This is a genomic window from Micromonospora sp. CV4, from assembly GCF_003667455.1.
In the GTDB taxonomy this organism is placed as follows: domain Bacteria; phylum Actinomycetota; class Actinomycetes; order Mycobacteriales; family Micromonosporaceae; genus Micromonospora.
This window is the reverse complement of sequence record NZ_RCVI01000195.1, coordinates 1-20,386: the sequence shown is the minus strand read 5'-3', so window position 1 is coordinate 20,386 and position 20,386 is coordinate 1. Positions and strand designations below refer to the sequence as shown.

Sequence of the window (20,386 nt, the reverse complement as noted above, 5' to 3'; positions counted from 1 at the left end):
CCCGAGCCGCACCCCGGCCACGACGGCGGCCCGGAGGGCCGGAGCGCCCGCCGGGCCGCGTCCCGCCCTCGGTCAGAACGGGTGCGGGTCGATGACCCGGACGATGAACCGCCGCTCCCGCAGGGTCTGCACGGTCGGATGCTCCTGGCCGATCACCTCGGCCAGTCGGTCGGCCACCGCGGTGACGGCCTCGGCGGGAGCGCCGTCGCCGGCGCGCCTCGACACCAGTGCGAGATCGCCGAGACAGCGCAGCGTGTCGGGATGATCCGCGCCGATCACCTGGGACAGCCGGTCGGCGGTCTCCCGCAGCCGGTCCCGCGCCGGCACCCACTCGCCGTCCTCGGCGAGGCACACCGCCTGGTTCACCTCGGCCGCCAGGGTGTGCGGGTGATCGGGGCCGAGCACCTTGCGCAGCTCGCTCACCGCGCGACTGGCCGACGCGAGGGCCGCCGACCGGCGGCCGACCGCACGTTCGACGGCGGAGATGTTGCTCAACGTCGCCAGGGTGTGCGGATGGGTGGCGCCGAGGCGCAGATCCTCCTCGTACGCCTGCGTGACCGCGATCATCTCGGTCAGCGCCCGGGCCGCGTCGCCGACGGCCAGCAGGTTCGCCGCCCGGCTCGACCGGCACGCCACCGTGTCCGGGTTGTCCGGCCCGAAGCGTTCGTCGAGCTTCCGGTAGGCCGTCTCGAACATCGGGGCGGCCTCGCCCGCCCGCCCGGCGCTGCGCAGCGACACCGCCAGGTTGACCTGGGCGCCGAGGGAGAGGGCGTCGTCGGGACCGAGCACCTCGCAGTACGCGTCGTGGACGGTGCGCAGCAGGGTGGCCGACCTCTCGTACTCGCCGGCCTCGCGCAGGTCGCTGCCCAGGCGGACGGCCGAGATCAGCGTGTACGGGTTGGTGGGGCCGAGCACCAGTCGCCGCCGCTGGTGCACCTCGTCGTCCCAGCGGCGGGCCGACCGGTAGTCGCCGACCAGCCGGTACGAGACGGCGAGGTTGTTGGCCGCGCTCAACGTCCGCGGGTGGTCCTCGCCGAACACCTGGAGCCAGGAGGCGTAGGTGGACCGGTCCCGTTCCAGCGCCTCGGCGTACCGGCCGAGCGCCCGCAGGTCACCGGCGAGGCTGCCGGCGGTCATCAGCGTGTGCGGGTGCAACTGGCCCAACAGCCGGCGCTGCTCGGCCAGCACCGCCTCGTCCAGGTCCCGGGAGTCGTCGAACCGGCCCAGGCTGCGCAGGATGTTCGCCCGGTTGAATCGCAGGTGCAGCAACTGTCGACGCAGCGCCGTGGCCGCACCCTCGTCGTCCAGGTCGGCCAGCCGTGCGGACCAGGTGTCGTCCACCTGCTGGCTGAACCCGTCGGCCTGCTCCAGACCGCCGCGCTGCCACAGGTAGCGGACCCGATCGATCAGCAGTTGACACACCGGCTCGTCGGGGCAGGTCACCGCCTCGGAGACCTCGAGGTGCGGCCAGAGCATGCGCAGCCGGGGCCAGGTGGTGGGGTCGTCCACGTCGCCGCGTGGCCGGGACGCGGCCAGCACCAGGTGCACCTGGTGCCGCGCGGTGGCGATCTCGTCGTCGGTCATCCGGTCCCGAACGACCGCCTGCAGGAGTCGGTGCACCTGGACCCGGCCGCCCTGGACGTCGAGTTTGAGCAGCGCCAGCCGGTTGATCTGCTGGATCAGGGCGCCGCGCACGAGCCGCTCCGACACCGACGGGTCGAACGGCACCAGGGCCGCCGCCATCTCGTCGCTGTAGATCAGGTCGAGCGCGATCTCCGGGGCGAGCACCGAGCAGAGCTGCAACAGCCGGTACGCGGCGGGCGCCTGATCGTGCAGCCGGTTCAACGACAGGTCCCAGGTGGCCTCCACGGAGAGCGCGCTGGGGCCGTGGCGCTCGATCTGCCGCAGGTAGTCGGCGACCGACGTGCCGGTGTCGGCGAGCCACGCGCCGGCGGCGGCCACCGCGATCGGCAGGTCGCCGAGCGCCTCGGCGACCCGGTCGGCCTCCTCGGCGCTGATCGTGGGCACCCGCTGGGCGAGGTGCGCGACGCTCTCGGTGCGGTCGAAGACGTCGACCTGGATCGGGTTCGCCCGATCACCCCAGGCGCGGTTGCGGGAGGTCAGCAGGACGTGCCCGGGGCCCTGCGGCAGGAACGGCTCGATCTGGTCGAGTTCCTCGGCGTTGTCGAGCACGACGAGCCACCGCTCGTACGGCTCGCCCCGGCCCAGCACCTGGAGCACCGACCGGACGGTGTCGGGCAGGGTGGGCCCGGCGGCGATGCCGAGCCGACCGGCGAGGTCGGCCAGGGCCGTGTCGACGAACTGGGGCGGGTCCGCGACGATCCACCACACCACGTCGTAGGCCGCCTTGAACCGGTGCACGTACTCCAGGGCGACCTGCGTCTTGCCGACGCCGCCCATGCCCTGCAGAGCGACCGGCAGCACCACCGCGCTGCCCCCGCTCTGCAACTGCGCGCGCAGTTGCGCCAGGTCGTCCTCGCGGCCGGTGAAGCGGGCGTTCCGGTTGGGCGCGTTGAAGATCAACGGCTCGGCGCCGGGGTAGCGGGCGCCCCCGCCCGCCGGGCCGTCCGCCGACGACGGCACCGGCCGGCCGACCAGCCGCAACACCCGCTCCACCGCCGTCGCGGCGCTCACGTTGACCAGGTTGGTCGAACTCTGGGCGGGGAACTCCGCCAACGGGCGCAGGTCGGAGACGTACACGGCCAGGGCCGTGGAGCCGGTGCTCGTGTCGCGCGCCGGCAGGCCACCGGACGGCGTCGCCACGTAGGCCGGCGAGACCACGGTCAGCGTGCGCGGGGCGGGCGTACCGGCGGACCCGACGGCGGACCCCGGGTCCACCACCCGCATCCCGGCCGAGCTGAGCACCCGCTCCAGCCACTCGGCCCAGATAGCGTCCTCCGGGGCGCAACGGAGCACGATCTGGTCGTCGATCGCCTCGGTGCGCCGGCGGAAACGGGCCTTGCCCCGTTCCCGCACCGACTCGTCCATCACCGGCAGCGCGGTCACCGCACCGTCGGTGAGGATCCCGGTCAACGTCTCGAACGCGGCCAGCAGCGACGTCGGCGAGCCGGGCGGGTCGCCGAACGTCGCGAGGGTCTCCTCGTACGCGTAGAACGGCCGGTACGGGACCTCCACCGCCGCCCAGTACCGGCGCCGCTCCGCCTCCGTCATCCCGGTGGGCAGCCCGGCGAACCTGCGCATGGCCAGCAGGCGGCCCGCCTCGGCGCGCTCCTTCTCGGCCTGGTCCACCCGCATCGGCACCGGCAGGACCCGGATGTCCCGCCGCCGGTAGCGGTCCCGCACCGAGTGCGCGACCCGGGCCGCGCCGTCGATGCCCTGGTCGCTGAGGGTGAAGCAGTCGACCAGGGTGTCCGGCAGGTGCAGGGTGCAGATGTCGGCGACGTCGCTCAGCCCCGTCCGGCTGTCGATCAGGGTGAAGTCGTACTGCCGCTTCATGTCCGCCCGCAGCGCCTCGAAGAACTGCGCCCCGCCCAGCCGGTTGTAGAAGTTGTCCCAGTCCAGCCCGCTCACCGAGACGGCGTAGTCGCTGTTCTGCCGGCCGGCGGAGAGGAAGTCGAGGCCGCCGCCGTCCGGGAAGCTCCAGCGCAGCGAGAACGCGTGGCGGCCGACCCGGGCGTACTGCTCCATCCACCGCTCGGGGCGGTCGTCGGCCCGGGTGGTCTCCCACTCGTAGTCGCGGATGAGGTCGATGACGCCGCTGGTGCCCTGGATCGCCTCGGCGTCGAGGAAGGGATGGAAGAAGCGGCGCAGGCCGGGTGACTCGAGGTCCCAGTCCGCGACCAGGACCCGCCGTCCGCTGGCCGCCAGGATCCAGGCCACGTTGGCCAGCGCCATCGTCCGGCCCGTCCCACCCTTGAACGAGTAGAAGGTGACGACCTGGCCTTCGCGATCGTTGCTCATGGGGTCTCTCCGTGGGGACGCGGTGTCGCCGGATCATCGGGCGGGGACGCAGGGGCGGGCGGATTCGCCGGGCCGGGAGCGGGCGGCGCGTCGCGCAGGCTGGGCACCGGCTCCGGTGGCGGGGGGAAGGTGGCGACCGGGGCGTGCTTGAGGAACTGGCGGCGGGCCTCGGTCACCAGCGCCGGCATCAGGTCGACGAACTCCCGCATGGTGCACGCCTGCTTCACCTGGGGCAGACCGGCGTCGTGCAGCAGCTCCGTCACCTCGGTGGCCCAACGCGCGGCGTCCTGGGCGTCGCCGTCGTCGGTGACCACGAGCGGGACGACCCACTCCCGTAGGCCGTGCAGCAGGCCTTCGACGCTGCCGAGCGCACCCGGCGCCGCCACGATCCACGGGTCGACCAGGAGCACGGCCGGTCGGCGTTCGAGCAGCCCGGCGGCCTGCGCGAAGTCGGCCGTGCGCGCCGACAACCCGAGCCGCTCGGCGGTGCTGGCCGCGTACTCGGCGGCGGGCAGCTCCTGACGTCGGCCGTACGGCCGCCAGAGCCGGCCGCTGGCGGCGTAGCCGGCGGGATCACGGTCGGTGGGCAGGCGGTCCCGGGTGGGGGCCAGGACGGCGACGACGAAATCCGGGTCGGTCGGCCCCGGGCGGGTGACCTCGTCCAGGCCGGGCGCCCGGGAGGGGCCCAGCGGACGCCGCTCGGCGGTGTGCACGATCCGACCGGCCAGCCGGCTCAACAGGAGTTCGTACTGTGCCCGGTAGGAGGCCAACATGCAGAGTGCACGCAGGCCGTTCTCGGCGTACTCCGGGACGTCCCGCCCCAGGTCCAGGGCGCCGTCCAGCTCCGGATGGGTCTCCCACGGCGGGAAGGGGATCCACAGCACCGGGTTGAGGTGGCCCGCGGCGGCCCGGGCCGACCCGGCGGCGGCCAGCCGGGCCCGGAAGGATTCCTGCTCCCCCAACGCCCACGGGCGGCTGAAGTAGCCGGGCGAGTAGAGCGGGACGAAGACCTCCGCGTCGCCGAGCGCCTCCGCGAGGGCCGCCTTCCAGTCGGCGCCCAACGGGATGTGCTGGTCGAAGAACCCGATCCGCATGCCGGCCACCGGCCGCGCCTGCCGGGTCACCTCCGCGGTCAGGTCGGCGAAGAACTGGCCCACCCAGACGTCGGAGTCGGCCCGGGCGCCCTGCGGCGGCGCGGAGTGGGCATAGCTGAGGAAGAAGTACGTCCCCCGGGCCGCCGCCCGGCGTCGGCTCGCCGGCGGGCTCATCCGGGTTCCTCGGCGAACCGGTTGCACAGCTCGTCCACGCTCGACGGGACCCACGGCTCCACCACGTACGACCGGTGGATGGCCACGATCCGTTGGGCGAGCCGCCAGACCACCGCCCGGTACGCGTTCTCCCACTGCATGGTCAACAAGCCGTAGACCCCATCCCGCTGGTAGTGCACCGCGATGTCGGGATCCGGCATCGCGGTCGGGGTGAACCGTTGGATGTCGCGCAGCACCCGTGGCAGTGGCGTGCCGTTCGTCGGTGACCAGGTGACGGGCACGATCGCCGTCTCGTGCGCCGAGGAGGCGCCGGGGCGCGGAACGATCCGCCGACGGGAGAAGGCGTCCCACTCCCGGCCGCACCAGTCGCTGCCGAGCAGGGCGCTGGACACCAGCGGAACGAAGACCTGGCAGGTGCCGGCGGCCTGGAGCAGCTCCGGGTTCCAGCGCTCCCCGCCCGCCATGGAGCTGTCCAGGAAGCCCGGGTCCACGCCGGTCACCGGGCCGACCAGCTCGCTGACGTGGACCGACAGGTCCTTGTAGAAGCGGGAGATGTTCTCGGCGGGGTTGCCGGTGGCCCAGTGGATCGGCGGCAGGGAGTAGCTGAGGAAGAACAGTGGGGCGCGCGCGCCGGAGGGTGCGTCCATTGTGCTCACCGCAACCCCTCCGCCCTCCCCACGCGGCCGGAACATCAGCGTAGTCCCCGCGTCAACGGCGGACCGCCAAGCGGTTCGCGGCGAACCAGCCGACCGCGAAGTCCACAGTGGCGCGAAGGGGCAGGAGTCGTGCGTGCGCGTGGCCGACCGGGCCGTGCCGGACGAACGGCTCGGCGTCGAGCGCGGCCCCCACCTTCGGGAAGTCGCTGTCGTCCAGGTCGAGGGCGCGGAAGTCGAGGCGGACCCGACGCCCGTCGACGAGCCGGAAACAGCGGTAGTCCCGCTCCGGCGGCGGCACCGGCAGGCGGTACTCGGCCAGGTGCAGCGCGCTGCAAGCCTCGTAGCCGAGGCCGAGCAGCAGAACCTGGCCGTCCGCCGCGTACAGGGCGCCCACCGGTGAGCGTTCGCCCAGGTGGCAGTCGAGGTCGTGGCCGTCGGTGAGCTGCCGCGCCCGGGGGCCGAGCGCGGCGAACGAGGTCTGCGGATGGTCGCTGCGGGCCGCGCCGGGGGCACACCGGACGAACTCGGCGAGCACCCCCATCCGCTGCGAGGGGGTGGTCCGGCGGTCCCAGCCCGGCAGGGCCGCCTCGTACCGGGCGCGCTGCGCCGCGTCCATACCGTCGGTGGCCGCGAGGTACGTCCGGGAGGTGGTCGAGTTGCCGTCGGTCTGGGTGGGTACCAGCAGCGTGCCGGCGGGGCCGAGGACGTCGCGCAGCGCGCCGACCAGCGTCGAGGGGCCCTGCTCCAGCGGGCCCACCCGACGTAGGCCGCAGTGCACGAGGAGGCACGCACCGGCACGGACGCCCAACGCCCGCAGGTCCTCGGCGAGGCGGGGGCGGTCGAGCGCGGGCAGGTGGCGTGGCTCATCCGGGCCCGACACGGGTCTCCTCCAGGGCGTGCCGCAGCCGCCCGACGAACCGGTCCCCCGCCGGGGTGAGCGTGCGGCTGGCCAGGAGCGCGTCGGCGCCGTCCCGCGTCCACGACAGGTAGCGGGCCGCGTGCGCCGGCGCGTCCTGATGCTCGGGCCGGTCGGCGTCCGCCCGGGACCGCCACACCTGGGTCACCGCCAGGTGCGCGTACACCCCTTGGAGCACGCCCTCGGGTGGCCGGAGATCCGGGCGCCAGGGCACCCGGATCCGGGTGGCCGAGTCCGGCTCGACGAGGTCGTACAGGTCGAGCACCGCACCTAGCTTCGCGTGCTGCCACTCGTGCACGAGCAGCACCGCCATCGCCTCCGGGTCCGCGGTGGGGGTGACGGCGACCGCGCCGAACGCGTCCCGGGCGGTGGCGCTCCGCAGTGGTCTCGTCGGGTCGGGGGTCAGCGGCACGACGGCGCGCAGACCGGCGTCGAGCGCCGCCGCGTGGGCCGGCACGTCGCGGTGCACGACGCCCCAGGCGTCCGCCAGGGTACGGCCCAACGCTCGGGCGGCCCCGTCGTCCAGACGGGACGCGACCGGCTGGCCGTAGCAGTCCCGGTGCGGGTCGCCGTCCTCGATGAGCAGGTGGCGACCGGGTACCGGCACGCGGCGCGTGGGTCGCCAGCCGGCCGGCGGTGGCCCGGCCGGGTCGAGGGACACCACCTGCTCCGCCGGACCGTCACCGACCCGGAACCCGCCCGGCAGGACGGTCACGTCGACACTCTTCCCGCCGGCGTACGGCAACGCCAGGCTGCCGAGCGTGGGCAGCATGATCGTGCCGGCCCGCACCGGGACGCTCAGCGCGGCCGGGACGCCCGCCCGGAGGGCGGCGACGACGGCCAACGCCGGCAGCGGGTCGGCGGCCCGGGGTGGCCCGGACCGGGTCGACGGGCCGAGGCGGCGCACCAGCCACGGGCGGACGAAGGAGTGGGTCAGGACCGCCCGGACCGCGTCCGGCGCCGCGCCGTCGAGGTGCGCGAGCAGCTCCCAGGCGGCGGTGGGGCCGGTCTTCTCCCGCCAGGCCGCCAGCAGCGCCCGGGTGATGGAGAGCTGGGTGGCGGCGAGCAGGTCGAGGGTCCGCTCCGACTCGTGCCCGGTCGCCAGCTCGTCCAGCAGCTCGTCGACGGGCCAGTCGTCCCGCTCGGGCGGCGCGGAGCCGGCGGCGTGGCCCGGTGGCGGGTACGCGGCCACCGTGTCGATCAGGCGGCGCAGGTCGGCGCAGTACACCGAGGGGTTGTCGAACCCGGAGCCGGTGCGCCAACGATGGGCGTACAGGCCACCACCGCACCGGTCGACGACCGGGCAGGCCCGGCAGGTGGCGCTGAGCCCCGCCACGCCGGCCTGTCGGACGGTGACCCCCGGGTGCCGGGCGGCCTCGTCGACCGACTGACCGAACACGTCGAATCCGGTGCCGGCCGCGCCGTGGTACGCGGTCTTCAGCGAGTCGACCTGTTCCCAGGTGCCGTCCGCCTCGACCACGAGCACGTCGGCCGGGGCGAGGCCGAACGCCTCGGTGCCGCCTCCACCCGGGCGCAGCGCCTCGAACAGCCGGATCGACACGGGCCGCCCGTCGTCCACCCACCGCCGGTGGATCCGCCCCAGCCAGTCGGCGTACGGGGTGGCCGTGTCGCCAGGGCGGTCCGGAGGGCGGTCCCAGGTGGCGTGCGGCAGCAACAGGTCGACCCGGGGCGGGTGTTCGGCCAGCAGTGCCTCGTACACCCGGTCGGGATCGTTGCGGACGTCGACGGTGCACAGGATGCCGGCGTAGCTGGCGCGATGAGCGGGCTGACGGAGCAGGGCCAGGGCCCGCCGGACGTGGTCGTGGCTGCTGCCGCCGTGGGCGAAAACGCGGTGCCGGTCGTTGGCGGCGCGGTCGCCGTCGAACGACACGCCGACCCGCACGTCGTGGTCGACCAGCACACCGCACAGCTCCTCGTCGAGCAGCACGCCGTTGGTCTGGATGCGCAGGTCGAGCCGCGTCCAGGGGGCGATCACCGCCCGCAGGTCGGCCAACACCTCGCGCAGCCCGGCCGCGCCCAGCAGCAGTGGCTCGCCGCCGTGCAGCACCACGTGCACGACCGGCAGGTCATGCTCGCGCGCGTGCTCGGCGATCCGCTTCGCGGCGGCCCGGACGGTGGCCGGTGGCATCCGGACCGGTCGGCCACGCCAGGTCTGGTCGGCGTGCTGGTAGACGTAGCAGTGGTCGCAGCTGAGGTCGCACCTGCTGTGCACCTTCAGCACGAACTGGCTGATCCGCCGGCAGGATCCGCCCGACCCGGGCGAGCCGCACCGGCAGGCCATCGATCAGATGGACGAGTTGAAGGCGGCGACGGGAACGGCGCCCGAGGGCATCGACTCACCGGCGAGGACGCGCTGCCGGACCGTGGCGACCAGGTCGGCATGCTCGACCGCGATCCGCTCCAGCGGGGTGTGCAGGCTACGCCTCAGATCGTCGAGCGCGGGACGGGATGAACGGGTGGGGGCATGGTCCACAATGAGTCTCCGGGGGCCCGGGGCGCGGGAGCGCGAGCGGCGACAATGGCTCGAAAGGCTCTGGTCCGTGACCAGGATAGACAAATATCGACTCAATGTCACCGTCGGTGCGGCCGCCGGCACCGCCGGTGGCAACCGGGGTGTCGACAGAGACAGACGAGGAGTGTCACATGTGCCGGAGCATCAAGACGCTGCGTGAGCCGTTCACCCCGCAGGTGACCGACGCGGACATCGAGGCCGCGGCGTTGCAGTACGTCCGGAAGATCTCGGGATTCCGGGCGCCCGCCGCGCACAACGCCGCCGCGTTCGACGCCGCGGTGGCCGCCGTGACCGAGGCCACCCGCACCCTGCTCGACCAGCTGGTGGTCCGGGGGGCCGGGTCCGCCGCCGCGGACCGGCCGGCCACCGCCGCGAGCCGCGGCTGACCACCAGCGCGCCCGCCCACCGGGCTGACCTCGCCCGGTCGGGGTCAGGCCGCGGCGAGCGCCGGAGCGATCGTGTCGGGCGCCCAGCGCGAGCGGTGACACTGTGACCAGCCCCGGCAGCCCGGGTCGGCCAGCGTGCAGAGCCGCTGCCCGCTGAGCACCTCGCCGTCGTCCGTGTCCCGGATGTCGAAGTGCACCGGGCGGACCGTGCCGTCCGGCGCGACGAGCAGGTGCCGGCCCGCGTCGAGCGTGTCGTCGCGCAGCAGGCAGTTGCGGTCCAGCAGACGGGCCAGCGCGGCGATGCTGGCGTGCTCGGGAAGCCGCTCGGGCACCCCGTAGCAGTCCACCATCGTCGCGAACTCGCCCGGCGCCTGCCAGACGTCGCAGACCACTGCGTACGCCGGCAGCCGGGCCGGGTCGGCCACCGCCAACGGCATCACCACTCGGCCGAGCGCCTCGGCCAGCGCCGGGTAGACCTCCACGGGTCGTACCCGGTCGATTCTCCAGTTCCACAGCTCGGTCATTCCGCCTCCTCGCTGCGTTCGTCCCACCGGCCTCCGGATCGGGCCTTACTGACGATGGTGGGGGGCATATGACCTCAGCCGGGGGCAAGTTACCGGTCTGTGACCATTCCGGGCAAAATTTCCCTGACCGCCAATGCTCAGAGTAGCGGGAAGGTGACAGTTTATCGGGTATGGTGCGCCCGCCGCACCACCGGCGGCGCGTGTCCCAACCCGGTTGTGGCGCCCCTCGTCAGCGCAGGACGACCCGGTGCTCCCCGCGGGGCAGCAGCTCCCCCACCACGGGCGCGCCCGGCAGCTCACCGGCGACCAGCAGGCCGCCGGAGGTCTGCGCGTCGGCCAGCAGCAGCCGTTCGTCCTCGCCCACGGCCCCGAAGTCGGTCCACGGGGTGACCCACTCCAGGTTGCGCCGGCTGCCGCCGCTGACGTACCCGTCGCGCAGCGCCTCCCGCGCACCGGCCAGGTAGGGCACCCGCGCGGTGTCGATGGCCACCGTCAGCCGGCTCGCACGGGCCAGCTTCGAGGCGTGCCCGAGCAGGCCGAACCCGGTCACGTCGGTGCCGCACCGGATGCCGGCGGCGACCGCCGCCCGGGCGGCGTCCCGGTTGAGCGCGCTCATCGTGGCCACCGCCTCGGGGAAGATCTCGCCGGTGGCCTTGTGCCGGGTGTTCAGCACACCCACCCCGAGCGGCTTGGTGAGCGACAGCGGCACCCCGGCCCGGCCCGCGTCGAGCGTGATCAACTCCTCCGGCCGGACGGTGCCGGTGACCGCGAGGCCGTACTTCGGACCCTCGTCGTCCACGCTGTGCCCGCCGGCCAGATGGCAGCCGGCCTCCCGGGCCACGTCCTGGCCGCCCCGCAGCACCTCGCGGGCCAGCTCCAGCGGCAGCACGTCGCGCGGCCAGCAGAGCAGGTTGAGCGCGACCAGCGGGACACCGCCCATCGCGTACACGTCGGAGAGCGCGTTCGCCGCGGCGATCCGACCCCAGTCGTACGCGTCGTCGACCACCGGTGTGAAGAAGTCGGCGGTGCTCACCAGGCCGGTCCGCTCGTCCAGACGGACCACCGCCGCGTCGTCGCCGTGGTCCAACCCGACCAGCAGCTCCGCGGTGCCGGTGGCCGGGCCGAGACCGGCGACCATGATCTCCAGCTCGCCCGGGGGGATCTTGCAGGCGCAGCCGCCGCCACGGGCATACCGGGTCAGGCGTACCGGTTCGGTCATCCCCCCATGATCTCGGTAACACGCCGTCGACGCCACCGATGAGGCCCGCACGGTGACCGGAATCGGACTCGTCGCGACGAACGCGACCGGTGTTACCGCTCCGTGACCCGCCAGGTTGCGTTCCGCCACATCACGCCGCCTACAGTGGCCGCACCGGGGGTCAACCGACCCCAATCCGGGAGACGACAGGGACGGTGGACGACGTGACGACGGGCGAACCGCTCATCGTGCTGGACGCGGTCAACAAGTGGTTCGGGCCGCTGCACGTGCTGGACGACGTCTCGCTGTCGGTGGGCCGGGGCGAGGTGGTCGTCGTGATCGGCCCGTCCGGCTCCGGCAAGTCGACGCTGTGCCGCACCATCAACCGACTGGAACCGATCAACTCCGGCACCATCACCTTCGACGGGCAGCCATTGCCGGCCGAGGGCAAGCCGCTCGCGAAGCTGCGCAGCGAGGTCGGGATGGTGTTCCAGTCCTTCAACCTCTTCGCCCACAAGACCATCCTGGAGAACGTCACCCTCGGCCCGATCAAGGTCCGCAAGGAGAAGCCGACCGCGGCCCGTGAGCGTGGCCTCGCCCTGCTCGACCGGGTCGGCATCGCCAACCAGGCGGACAAGTTCCCGGCCCAGCTCTCCGGCGGCCAGCAGCAGCGGGCGGCCATCGCCCGGGCACTGGCCATGCAGCCCAAGGCGATGCTCTTCGACGAGCCGACCAGCGCGCTCGACCCGGAGATGGTCGGCGAGGTGCTGGACGTGATGACCTCGCTGGCCCGGGACGGCATGACGATGGTCGTGGTCACCCACGAGATGGGCTTCGCGCGGCACGCCGCGAACCGGGTCATCTTCATGGCCGACGGCCAACTGGTCGAGGACGCCCCGCCGGCGGAGTTCTTCGCCAACCCGCGCAGTGAGCGCGCCCGGGACTTCCTCTCCAAGATCCTCACGCACTAGGCGTTCGTAGTGGAGCACGCCGGCCACCGGCGGGCCCCGTTGAAGAAGGAGAAGAGTATGCGTATCAAGCGCGTTGCGGCAGTCGCCGCGGTCGCCGCTCTGGCGCTCGGCCTGACCGCCTGTGGCGGCGACGACGGCGGAGAGGGCACCGGCGCCGGCAGCAAGTCCTTCGCCGCCGGCAGCACCATGGAGAAGCTGAACAAGGCCCAGAAGATCAAGGTCGGCACCAAGTTCGACCAGCCTGGCTTCGGCCAGAAGGGCCTGTCGGGCAAGCCGGAGGGCTTCGACGTCGAGATCGCGAAGATCATCGTCAAGGAGCTCGGCATCCCCGAGGACAAGATCGAGTACGTCGAGACGCCGTCGAAGGTCCGTGAGGACGTCCTCGTCAACGGCAACGTCGACCTCGTCGCCGCGACGTACACGATCAACGACAAGCGCAAGGAGCGCATCGCCTTCGCGGGCCCGTACTACGAGGCCGGCCAGAACATCCTGGTCAAGAAGGACGACACGACCATCACCGGTCCGGACTCGTTCAAGGACGGCACCAAGAAGGTCTGCTCCGTCACCGGCTCCACCCCGGCCGAGACGATCAAGCAGTACGTCAAGGACGTGGGCACCCAGCTGGTGCTCTTCGACACCTACGACAAGTGCCGCGACGCCCTCAAGGGCGGCCAGGTCAACGCCGTCACCACGGACAACGTCATCCTGCTCGGCTACATCGCCAAGGACGAGGCGTCCTTCAAGCTGGCCGGCAGCAACTTCACCAAGGAGCCGTACGGCATCGGGGTGAAGAAGGAGGACAACGACTTCCGCACCTTCATCAACGACACGCTGGAGAAGGCGGTCGCCGACGGTAGCTGGAAGAAGGCCTGGGACGACACCGCCGGCAAGTTCGGCGCGGAGCTGGGCGCGGCGCCCACCATCAACCGCTACTGATCTGACCTTCGATCTGGAGGGTGGGAGGAACACCGACCCGTGAACGTGCTCATCGACAAGTTCGACGTCTTTGCCGGTGGCTTCTGGCTCACCCTCCAGATCTGCATCCTCGCCGCGATCGGCGCCCTGATCCTGGGCGCGATCGTGGCGGTGCTGCGGATCTCCCCTGTGCCGCCGCTGCGGGCGGTCGGCACGGCGTACGTCAACGTCTTCCGCAACATGCCGCTGACCGTGGTGATGTTCTTCGCCGCCTTCGGCCTGCCGGCACTCGGCTCCAACGCGGACTTTCTCCGCATCCCGGTGATCGACTCGTTGTTCACGCGGCTCGGCACCGACCTTCCGTACTTCCGGTTCGCGCTGATCGCCCTCGTGCTGTACACCGCCGCGTTCGTCTGTGAGGCGCTGCGGTCCGGTGTGAACGCGGTGCCCGCCGGTCAGGCGGAGGCGGCACGGTCGCTGGGCCTGACCTTCGGGCAGAACCTGCGCCACGTGGTGCTGCCGCAGTCCTGGCAGGCCTCGGTGGTGCCGCTCGGCTCGGTGATCATCGCGATGATCAAGAACTCGGCCCTGGCCGGCTTCTTCGGGGTCGTCGGCGATCTGTCGGCCACGGCCGACCAGCTCACCGGAGCGGAGGGCTACGCCTTCATCCCGGTCGCCATCGGCATCTCGATCGGCTACCTGATCATGACGGTGCCGCTGGGCGCCCTGCTGGACCGGATCGAGAAGCGACAGGCGGTGGCCCGATGAGTCAGCAGACCAGCGTCCTCTACGACGTCCCCGGGCCGCGGCAGCGGCGGATCACGCTGATCAGCAGCCTCGTCGCCGGGGTGGTCCTGCTCGTCGGGGCCTACTTCCTGATCTACCGGCCGCTGGACGAGAAGGGCCAGTTCTCGATGGAGTTGTGGGGTCCGCTCGTCGACCCCTCCAACGAGAACTTCTCCCTCGTCTGGGACCGGATCGGCCTCGGCTTCAAGAACACGCTGATCGCGGCGGCGCTGGCCATCGTGGCGTCGCTGGTGGTCGGCACGCTGCTCGCCGTACTGAGGATCCAGCTCAAGAGCCTCACCCGACGCCGGTTCACCGGCGCGGCGACGCCGGTGGCGTACCTGCTGCGCGGGCTGAGCACGCTGCTGTCGGCGGTCACCCGGGTCTGCGTCGAGGTGTTCCGCGGCCTGCCCGTCGTGCTCACCATCTTCTTCGTGGCCCGCGGCTTCCCCGAGTTCGGCCTGTACTTCGACAACCTCTGGTACCTGGTCATCGGCCTGACCATCTACAACTCGGTGGTCATCGCGGAGATCCTCCGCTCCGGCATGGAGGGACTGCCGGGAGGCCAGGCGGAGGCCGCCGCCGCCATCGGGCTCTCCCCCGCGCAGATCACCCGGATGATCCTGCTGCCGCAGTCCTTCCGGATCATGCTGCCGGCGCTGATCAGCCAGCTGGTCGTGGTGCTCAAGGACACCTCGCTGGGGTTCATCATCAGCTACGAGGAGACCCTGAACATCGGCAAGCAGATCATCGGCGTCCTGGGCAACCCGATCCAGGTCTACGTCGTGATCGCCGTGCTCTTCATCGTGGTGAACTACTCGCTGTCCAAGCTGGCCCAGTACGCCCAGCGGCGGCTCGCCCGGGGCCGCAAGACGGCCGGCACCCCGACCCAGAACCTGCCTCCGGCCGCGCTCATCTCGCAGGCCGAAGGCGGCGGCGGGGGTGCCGGAGGCGGCGGCGCCTGATCCGCGCCACACCGACCAATCGAAGGGCCGCCCCGAACTGTTCGGGGCGGCCCTTCGGTCACTGCTGCCGTCGTTGGTTACCTGCACGGACTGGGAGAACCGCACCGCGCCCCCAGGCGCGGGCGGTCAGCGGGCGATCTCGGTGACCCGGGACTCGCGGACCACGGTGACCCGGATCTGGCCCGGGTAGGTCAGCTCCTCCTCGATCTGCTTGGCCACGTCCCGGGCCAGCACGGCCGCCCCGATGTCGTCCACGTCGTCCGGCTTGACCATCACCCGGATCTCCCGGCCGGCCTGCATGGCGAAGACCTTGTCGACGCCGAGCTTGCTGGCGGCGATCTCCTCGATCCGTTCCAGCCGCTTGACGTACGCCTCCAGGCTCTCCCGGCGCGCGCCGGGCCGACCACCGGAGCAGGCGTCGGAGGCCTGCGTGAGGACGGCCTCGATGGTCTGCGGGGGCACCTCGTTGTGGTGCGCCTCGATGGCGTGCACCACGTCCTCGTGCTCACCGTACTTGCGGGCCAGGTCGGCGCCGATGATGGCGTGGCTGCCCTCCACCTCGTGGGTGAGCGCCTTGCCGATGTCGTGCAGGAACGCCGACCGCTTGATGGTGGGCACGTCCAGCCGCAGCTCGGCGGCCATGATGCCGGCGATGTGCGCGGTCTCGACCAGGTGCTTGAGCACGTTCTGCCCGTACGAGGTGCGGTAGCGCAGCCGACCGAGCAGGGTCACCAGCTCGGGGTGGATCTCGGTGATGCCGACCTCGACGAGGGCGTCCTCGGCGGCCCGGTGGCAGAGCTCCTCCACCTCGTGCCGGGCCAGGTCGTAGACCTCCTCGATCCGGTGCGGGTGGATCCGCCCGTCCAGCACCAGCTTCTCCAGGGTGAGCCGGCCGACCTCCCGGCGTACCGGGTCGAAGCAGGAGAGCAGCACCGCCTCCGGGGTGTCGTCGATGATCAGGTTGACCCCGGTCACCGACTCGAAGGCGCGGATGTTGCGCCCCTCCCGGCCGATGATGCGGCCCTTCATCTCGTCGCCGGGCAGGTGCAGGACGCTGACCACGCTCTCCGCGGTCTGCTCGCTCGCCACCCGCTGGATCGCGTCGACCACGATGTGTCGGGCCCGCTGCTCGGCGGTGCTGCGGGCGTCGGACTCGATGTCCCGCACCAGCAGCGCCGCCTCCCGCTTGGCCTGCGTCTCGATCGCGTCGATCAGCTCCAGGCGGGCCGCCTCGGCGGTGAGACCGGCAACCCGCTCCAGCTCCCGGCGGCGCAGCTCCTCCGCCTCGGCCAGTTCGGCCTCCCGCCGGGTGAGTTCGGACTCGCGGGCCGCGAGGGCGGCGCGGGCGGCGGTGAGCTGCCGTTCCCGCTCGGCGAACCGCTCCACCTCCTCGGTGTGCAGCCGCTCGCGCTCGTCCATCCGGGCCGCCCGGCGCTCCACCTCGGCCGCTTGCTCGCGGGTGGTGGCGGCGAGCACCGCGACCTCCCGCTCGCCGCTGCGCCGGGCCGTGGTGCGCAACTGCTCGGCGTCCGCCTCCGCCTGCTTGTGGGCTCGTTCGAGAACGGTGTCGGCCTCCGCGCGGGCGTCGTCGAGCACCCTGCGGGCCTCGGCCCGGGCCGCCTTCGCCTCCGCCTTCGCCGCTGCGGCCTCGGCCCGGGCGGCCGACGCCGCCGACTTCGCCACGTCGATCGTGCTGTTCGCCTGGTCGGCCGCGCTGCGCAGGGCGGCCAGGGACTGCTCCTGACGGTCCTTCTCGGCGATGAACGCCGGGTCCTCCGGCACCGGGGCCGCGCCCACCTGCCGCAGCGTCCGCACGCCGAAGAGCACCGCGCCGACCACCACCAGGGCCAGGATGAGTACGGCGGCGAGGAGCACGATGTCGAAGGTGCTCATGCCGGGACCTCGTGCGGACCGCCGGTGAACCTGTGCCGCCCCGCCATGGCCGCCTCCCCTGATACGTCTGCACCGCAGCGACCGTGCCAAGGGCACGCTCCTGCGGCTCTGGACGCCCGACCGGAGCGACTGGCCGTGGGGTAGCTCTCTCCGCCGGCGGTGCCCGCGGGCATCGTCGGCGGCCGGGTGCAGTTGTCGCGCCGGCTCCGGACCGGCCTGCCCGGAGCTGCGATGTATGGCCGGTTGCGCTGGCCAAAGTGATGCTGTCTTGTTACGCGATCTATGTTGTGCGCTTAGCCTGCGCTTGGTCGGGCAATGTGAGCCTGTATGGCGAGGCTAGGTCGCCGGGGGCGGTCTGGTCAAGAACTCATGATCAAACCCCCCGAACGGAGAGAAGCCGCGGCATCACCGCCTGCTGATGTCGGGCCGGACAGGAGTGGACAAACTCCACGAGGAGGCCCTGCCGGTGAGCGTGTCGGGCCTGCTCAGCCCCGGCTCAAGCCCGCCCTGGACGACGCTCGACCAGCCAGGGCCGGCCCTGGTGTGACGCATCCGTCCGATTGTGGACATCGCCGAGCGGCGCGGCGGGTTCACCCCGGAGCAGCGGGCCGCTCACCCGGCCGGGTGGTTGTCCCGCTCCAGCTCGCCCTCCGCGTCGGCGAGCGCGTCGGCGTCGATCTGCTCGGCGAACTCGGCCGCCTCGGCGCTCTGCGCGGCGATCGCGTCCTTCACGGCCCGGATCGCCACGCCGGGCGGGTAACCCTTTCGGGCCAGCATGCCCACCAGCCGGCGGAAGATCGCGTCGGGCTCGCCCCGCGCGGTACGCAGCTTCCGCTCCACCAGCGCACGGGCGGTCTCCGCCTCGGTCTCCTCGTCCAGCTCGCCGAGCGCCTCGGTGGCCACCTCGCCGTCCACGCCCTTCTGGCGCAGCTCGTTCGCGAGCGCCCGCCGGGCCAGACCCCGCCCGGAATGCCGGCTGGAGACCCAGGCCCGGGCGAACGCGGCGTCGTCGATGATGCCGACCTCGTCGTACCGGTCGAGCACCTCGGCCGAGACCCGCTCGGAGATGCCCCGCTTGGCCAACGCCCCGGCCAGCTCGGCCCGGGTGCGTGGCCGGACGGCGAGCTGGCGCAGGCAGATCTCGCGGGCCACCTCCGACTCGTCGCGAGGTGGCGCCGGAGGCTCGGCCGCGCCGGCCTCCTCGGACCGGCCACGGCGACCCCGGCGGGGGCGGGGCGGATCGGTGGCGTCGCCCGTACGGGGCGGACTGGCATCCCAGCCTCGCCCCGTACGGGCGCGTCGTCCTGCCATGGGTCAGCGACCGGTCAGAAGTCGACCGGCGGCAACTCCGGGCCGCCGGCGGCGTCACCCGCGCCGACGCCGACGCCGAGCTTCTCCAGGATCTTCTTCTCGATCTCGGCGGCCACGTCCGGGTTCTCCTTGAGGAACTCCCGGGCCTTCTCCTTGCCCTGGCCGAGCTGGTCGCCGTCGTACGTGTACCAGGCGCCGGACTTGCGGATGATCGCCTGCTCCACGCCGACGTCGATCAGCGAGCCCTCGCGCGAGATGCCCTTGCCGTACATGATGTCGAACTCGGCCTGCTTGAACGGGGCCGCGACCTTGTTCTTCACGACCTTGACCCGGGTGCGGTTACCGACCACGTCGGTGCCGTCCTTGAGGCTCTCGATGCGTCGCACGTCGAGCCGGACCGAGGCGTAGAACTTCAGCGCCCGACCACCGGTCGTGGTCTCGGGGCTGCCGAACATCACGCCGATCTTTTCCCGGAGCTGGTTGATGAAGATCGCCGTGGTGCCGGTGTTGCTGAGCACACCGGTGATCTTCCGCAGCGCCTGGCTCATCAACCGGGCCTGGAGGCCCACGTGGCTGTCGCCCATCTCGCCCTCGATCTCGGCGCGCGGCACCAGGGCCGCCACCGAGTCGATCACGATGATGTCGATCGCGCCGGAGCGGATCAGCATGTCCGCGATCTCCAACGCCTGCTCGCCGGTGTCCGGCTGGGAGACCAGCATCGCGTCGGTGTCGACGCCGAGGGCCTTCGCGTACTCCGGGTCGAGCGCGTGCTCGGCGTCGATGAAGGCCGCGATGCCGCCGGCCCGCTGGGCACTGGCCACCGCGTGCAGTGCCACCGTGGTCTTACCGCTGGACTCGGGGCCGTAGATCTCGACCACCCGGCCACGGGGCAGGCCACCCACGCCGAGCGCCACGTCGAGCGCGATGGAACCGGTCGGGATCACGGCGGTCTGGATGACGGGCCGCTCCCCCAGCCGCATCACCGAGCCCTTGCCGAACTGCTTGTCAATCTGAGCGAGAGCAAGGTCGAGTGCCTTCTCCCGGTCAGGCCCTGCTGCCATGGTTGCCACCCCTGCCTTCGCCGGCGTCTTTGCTGAGCTTCGCGTCACGCGGACACGCTAGGCGCTGGGTCCGACAGAAAACCAGCCGACGGGCCGCGAGCTGTGGACGAGCACCCCGCTGTGGACAATAGCCGAACAGGTGTACGACAAGACAAGCGACACGCGGAAGCCGGAAAAAGGCTGCTCAGCGTAGTCGCGCGGGCACTCGGTCGGGATACGCGGCGCAGACCGCCCGCCACACCACGTGCGTCTGCTCCCCCGACGCCAGCGCCTGCTCGATGGTGCGTCCATCGAGCTGGGACAGCACCTGGTCGCGGGCGATGCTGGCCGCGTAGCCGGGGCCGAACGCCTCCTCCAGCCGCGCCCAGAAGTCGGTCAGCCGCACGTGATCAGCCCTCCTCGTCCGGTGCCCCGGTCGGCACCGGGCGCAACGCTAGCGCCACCAGGGGCACCGTCGCGACCGCCGCGAGCAGGGCGAGCACCGGATAACCGGCCACCTGCATCACAAACCCGCTGACCATGGCGGCGCCGGCCCCGGCCAGCCCCATGGTCAGGTCGGACAGCCCCTGGACGCTCGGCCGCACACCGGCCGGCACCGACTCGGAGAGCAGCGTCGACCCGGCCACCATCGTCCCCGACCAACCCAGACCGAGCAGGACGAGCCCCACCGAGAGCCGGGGCGTGTGATGCCCGGCGGTGCCGGCGACCGCGCAGGCGGCCAGCAGCAGCCCCACCCCACCGAGGATCACCACCCGGCGGCCGAGCCGGTCGGTGAGCCAGCCGACCAGCGGGGAGAACGCGTACATGCCGGCGATGTGCAGGCTCAGCACGATGCCGACCAGTCGCAGCACGTCGGCGTCGGCATGCGACTCACCGAGCCGGACCGGGGTCATCGACATCACCGCGACCATCACCAGGTGACCGACCGCCACCGCCGCGATGCCGAGCCGGGCCGCCGGCCGTGCGCGTACCACCGACCAGGCCGCGCGCATCCCGGCGCCGCGCGCGGCGCGCACCGTGACCGGGGCGGCGGCCGGCGCCGCACCGACCGGGCCACCGTC

Annotated in this window: 18 protein-coding genes; 5 read left to right on the top strand and 13 right to left on the bottom strand. The window is 72.5% G+C overall.

Features of this window, described 5'->3' with window-relative positions; genetic code table 11:
- Positions 1–72: 72 nt before the first annotated feature.
- The 6 genes from fxsT to EAD98_RS06480 form a co-directional block, all read right to left on the bottom strand.
- A complete protein-coding gene (gene fxsT / locus EAD98_RS06505; RefSeq protein WP_121653145.1) occupies positions 73–3,942 on the bottom strand; it encodes an FxSxx-COOH system tetratricopeptide repeat protein in 3,870 nt (1,289 codons plus the stop codon).
- On the bottom strand, positions 3,939–5,210 hold the full coding sequence (locus tag EAD98_RS06500; protein ID WP_121653144.1) for a TIR-like protein FxsC: 1,272 nt from the start codon (positions 5,208–5,210) through the stop codon (positions 3,939–3,941). Before EAD98_RS06500 ends, fxsT begins: the two co-directional genes overlap by 4 nt.
- Positions 5,207–5,857, bottom strand: coding sequence for a TIR-like protein FxsC (locus EAD98_RS06495; protein WP_158609772.1), 651 nt, complete (start codon positions 5,855–5,857; stop codon positions 5,207–5,209). Before EAD98_RS06495 ends, EAD98_RS06500 begins: the two co-directional genes overlap by 4 nt.
- Positions 5,858–5,918: 61 nt before the next feature.
- Positions 5,919–6,746, bottom strand: a complete 828-nt coding sequence (locus EAD98_RS06490) for an aminoglycoside N(3)-acetyltransferase (RefSeq protein ID WP_233583734.1) — start codon at positions 6,744–6,746, stop codon at positions 5,919–5,921.
- Positions 6,730–9,024, bottom strand: coding sequence for an FxsB family cyclophane-forming radical SAM/SPASM peptide maturase (locus tag EAD98_RS06485; protein WP_233583733.1), 2,295 nt, complete (start codon positions 9,022–9,024; stop codon positions 6,730–6,732). The genes EAD98_RS06490 and EAD98_RS06485 overlap by 17 nt, the downstream gene beginning before the upstream one ends.
- A gap of 63 nt (positions 9,025–9,087) precedes the next feature.
- On the bottom strand, positions 9,088–9,276 hold the full coding sequence (locus EAD98_RS06480; RefSeq protein WP_121653141.1) for a hypothetical protein: 189 nt from the start codon (positions 9,274–9,276) through the stop codon (positions 9,088–9,090).
- Between the two features lie 170 nt (positions 9,277–9,446).
- On the opposite strand from EAD98_RS06480, the gene EAD98_RS06475 reads away from it, so the two are divergent.
- A complete protein-coding gene (locus EAD98_RS06475) occupies positions 9,447–9,701 on the top strand; it encodes a DUF2277 family protein (RefSeq protein WP_121653140.1) in 255 nt (84 codons plus the stop codon).
- A gap of 44 nt (positions 9,702–9,745) precedes the next feature.
- On the opposite strand, the gene EAD98_RS06470 is transcribed toward EAD98_RS06475, so the two are convergent.
- A complete protein-coding gene (locus EAD98_RS06470; protein WP_121653139.1) occupies positions 9,746–10,225 on the bottom strand; it encodes a hypothetical protein in 480 nt (159 codons plus the stop codon).
- Positions 10,226–10,454: 229 nt separating this feature from the next.
- Positions 10,455–11,444, bottom strand: a complete 990-nt coding sequence (selD, locus tag EAD98_RS06465) for a selenide, water dikinase SelD (RefSeq protein WP_121653138.1) — start codon at positions 11,442–11,444, stop codon at positions 10,455–10,457.
- Between the two features lie 194 nt (positions 11,445–11,638).
- Between selD and EAD98_RS06460 the strand changes: the two genes are divergently transcribed.
- From EAD98_RS06460 to EAD98_RS06445, 4 genes are read left to right on the top strand one after another with little or no spacing between them, the layout of a single operon-like run.
- Entirely contained in the window at positions 11,639–12,394 is a 756-nt protein-coding gene (locus EAD98_RS06460; RefSeq protein ID WP_121653137.1) for an amino acid ABC transporter ATP-binding protein, read from the top strand.
- A 57-nt stretch (positions 12,395–12,451) separates the two neighbouring features.
- A complete protein-coding gene (locus EAD98_RS06455) occupies positions 12,452–13,330 on the top strand; it encodes a glutamate ABC transporter substrate-binding protein (protein ID WP_121653136.1) in 879 nt (292 codons plus the stop codon).
- A gap of 39 nt (positions 13,331–13,369) precedes the next feature.
- On the top strand, positions 13,370–14,077 hold the full coding sequence (locus EAD98_RS06450; RefSeq protein WP_121653135.1) for an amino acid ABC transporter permease: 708 nt from the start codon (positions 13,370–13,372) through the stop codon (positions 14,075–14,077).
- Positions 14,074–15,060, top strand: coding sequence for an amino acid ABC transporter permease (locus EAD98_RS06445; RefSeq protein ID WP_121653134.1), 987 nt, complete (start codon positions 14,074–14,076; stop codon positions 15,058–15,060). The genes EAD98_RS06450 and EAD98_RS06445 overlap by 4 nt, the downstream gene beginning before the upstream one ends.
- Positions 15,061–15,186: 126 nt before the next feature.
- On the opposite strand, the gene rny is transcribed toward EAD98_RS06445, so the two are convergent.
- The 5 genes from rny to EAD98_RS06420 form a co-directional block, all read right to left on the bottom strand.
- A complete protein-coding gene (gene rny / locus EAD98_RS06440; protein ID WP_121653133.1) occupies positions 15,187–16,953 on the bottom strand; it encodes a ribonuclease Y in 1,767 nt (588 codons plus the stop codon).
- Positions 16,954–17,565: 612 nt separating this feature from the next.
- Complete coding sequence (locus EAD98_RS06435; protein ID WP_121653132.1) at positions 17,566–18,264, bottom strand: regulatory protein RecX; 699 nt, start codon at positions 18,262–18,264, stop codon at positions 17,566–17,568.
- 14 nt (positions 18,265–18,278) lie between these two features.
- A complete protein-coding gene (gene recA, locus EAD98_RS06430; protein WP_121653131.1) occupies positions 18,279–19,325 on the bottom strand; it encodes a recombinase RecA in 1,047 nt (348 codons plus the stop codon).
- 184 nt (positions 19,326–19,509) lie between these two features.
- Complete coding sequence (locus tag EAD98_RS06425; RefSeq protein ID WP_074318010.1) at positions 19,510–19,710, bottom strand: DUF3046 domain-containing protein; 201 nt, start codon at positions 19,708–19,710, stop codon at positions 19,510–19,512.
- A 4-nt stretch (positions 19,711–19,714) separates the two neighbouring features.
- On the bottom strand, positions 19,715–20,386 hold a 672-nt coding region (locus EAD98_RS06420; protein ID WP_147457344.1), incomplete at its 5' end, for an MFS transporter.

Coding starts and splice junctions, on each gene's coding strand:
- fxsT (WP_121653145.1), bottom strand. CDS start 3,942: ATGAGCAACGATCGCGAAGGCCAGGTCGTCACCTTCTACTCGTTCAAG.
- recA (WP_121653131.1), bottom strand. CDS start 19,325: ATGGCAGCAGGGCCTGACCGGGAGAAGGCACTCGACCTTGCTCTCGCT.
- EAD98_RS06445 (WP_121653134.1), top strand. CDS start 14,074: ATGAGTCAGCAGACCAGCGTCCTCTACGACGTCCCCGGGCCGCGGCAG.
- rny (WP_121653133.1), bottom strand. CDS start 16,953: ATGAGCACCTTCGACATCGTGCTCCTCGCCGCCGTACTCATCCTGGCC.
- EAD98_RS06500 (WP_121653144.1), bottom strand. CDS start 5,210: ATGAGCCCGCCGGCGAGCCGACGCCGGGCGGCGGCCCGGGGGACGTAC.
- EAD98_RS06495 (WP_158609772.1), bottom strand. CDS start 5,857: ATGGACGCACCCTCCGGCGCGCGCGCCCCACTGTTCTTCCTCAGCTAC.
- EAD98_RS06470 (WP_121653139.1), bottom strand. CDS start 10,225: ATGACCGAGCTGTGGAACTGGAGAATCGACCGGGTACGACCCGTGGAG.
- EAD98_RS06455 (WP_121653136.1), top strand. CDS start 12,452: ATGCGTATCAAGCGCGTTGCGGCAGTCGCCGCGGTCGCCGCTCTGGCG.
- selD (WP_121653138.1), bottom strand. CDS start 11,444: ATGACCGAACCGGTACGCCTGACCCGGTATGCCCGTGGCGGCGGCTGC.
- EAD98_RS06475 (WP_121653140.1), top strand. CDS start 9,447: ATGTGCCGGAGCATCAAGACGCTGCGTGAGCCGTTCACCCCGCAGGTG.
- EAD98_RS06435 (WP_121653132.1), bottom strand. CDS start 18,264: ATGGCAGGACGACGCGCCCGTACGGGGCGAGGCTGGGATGCCAGTCCG.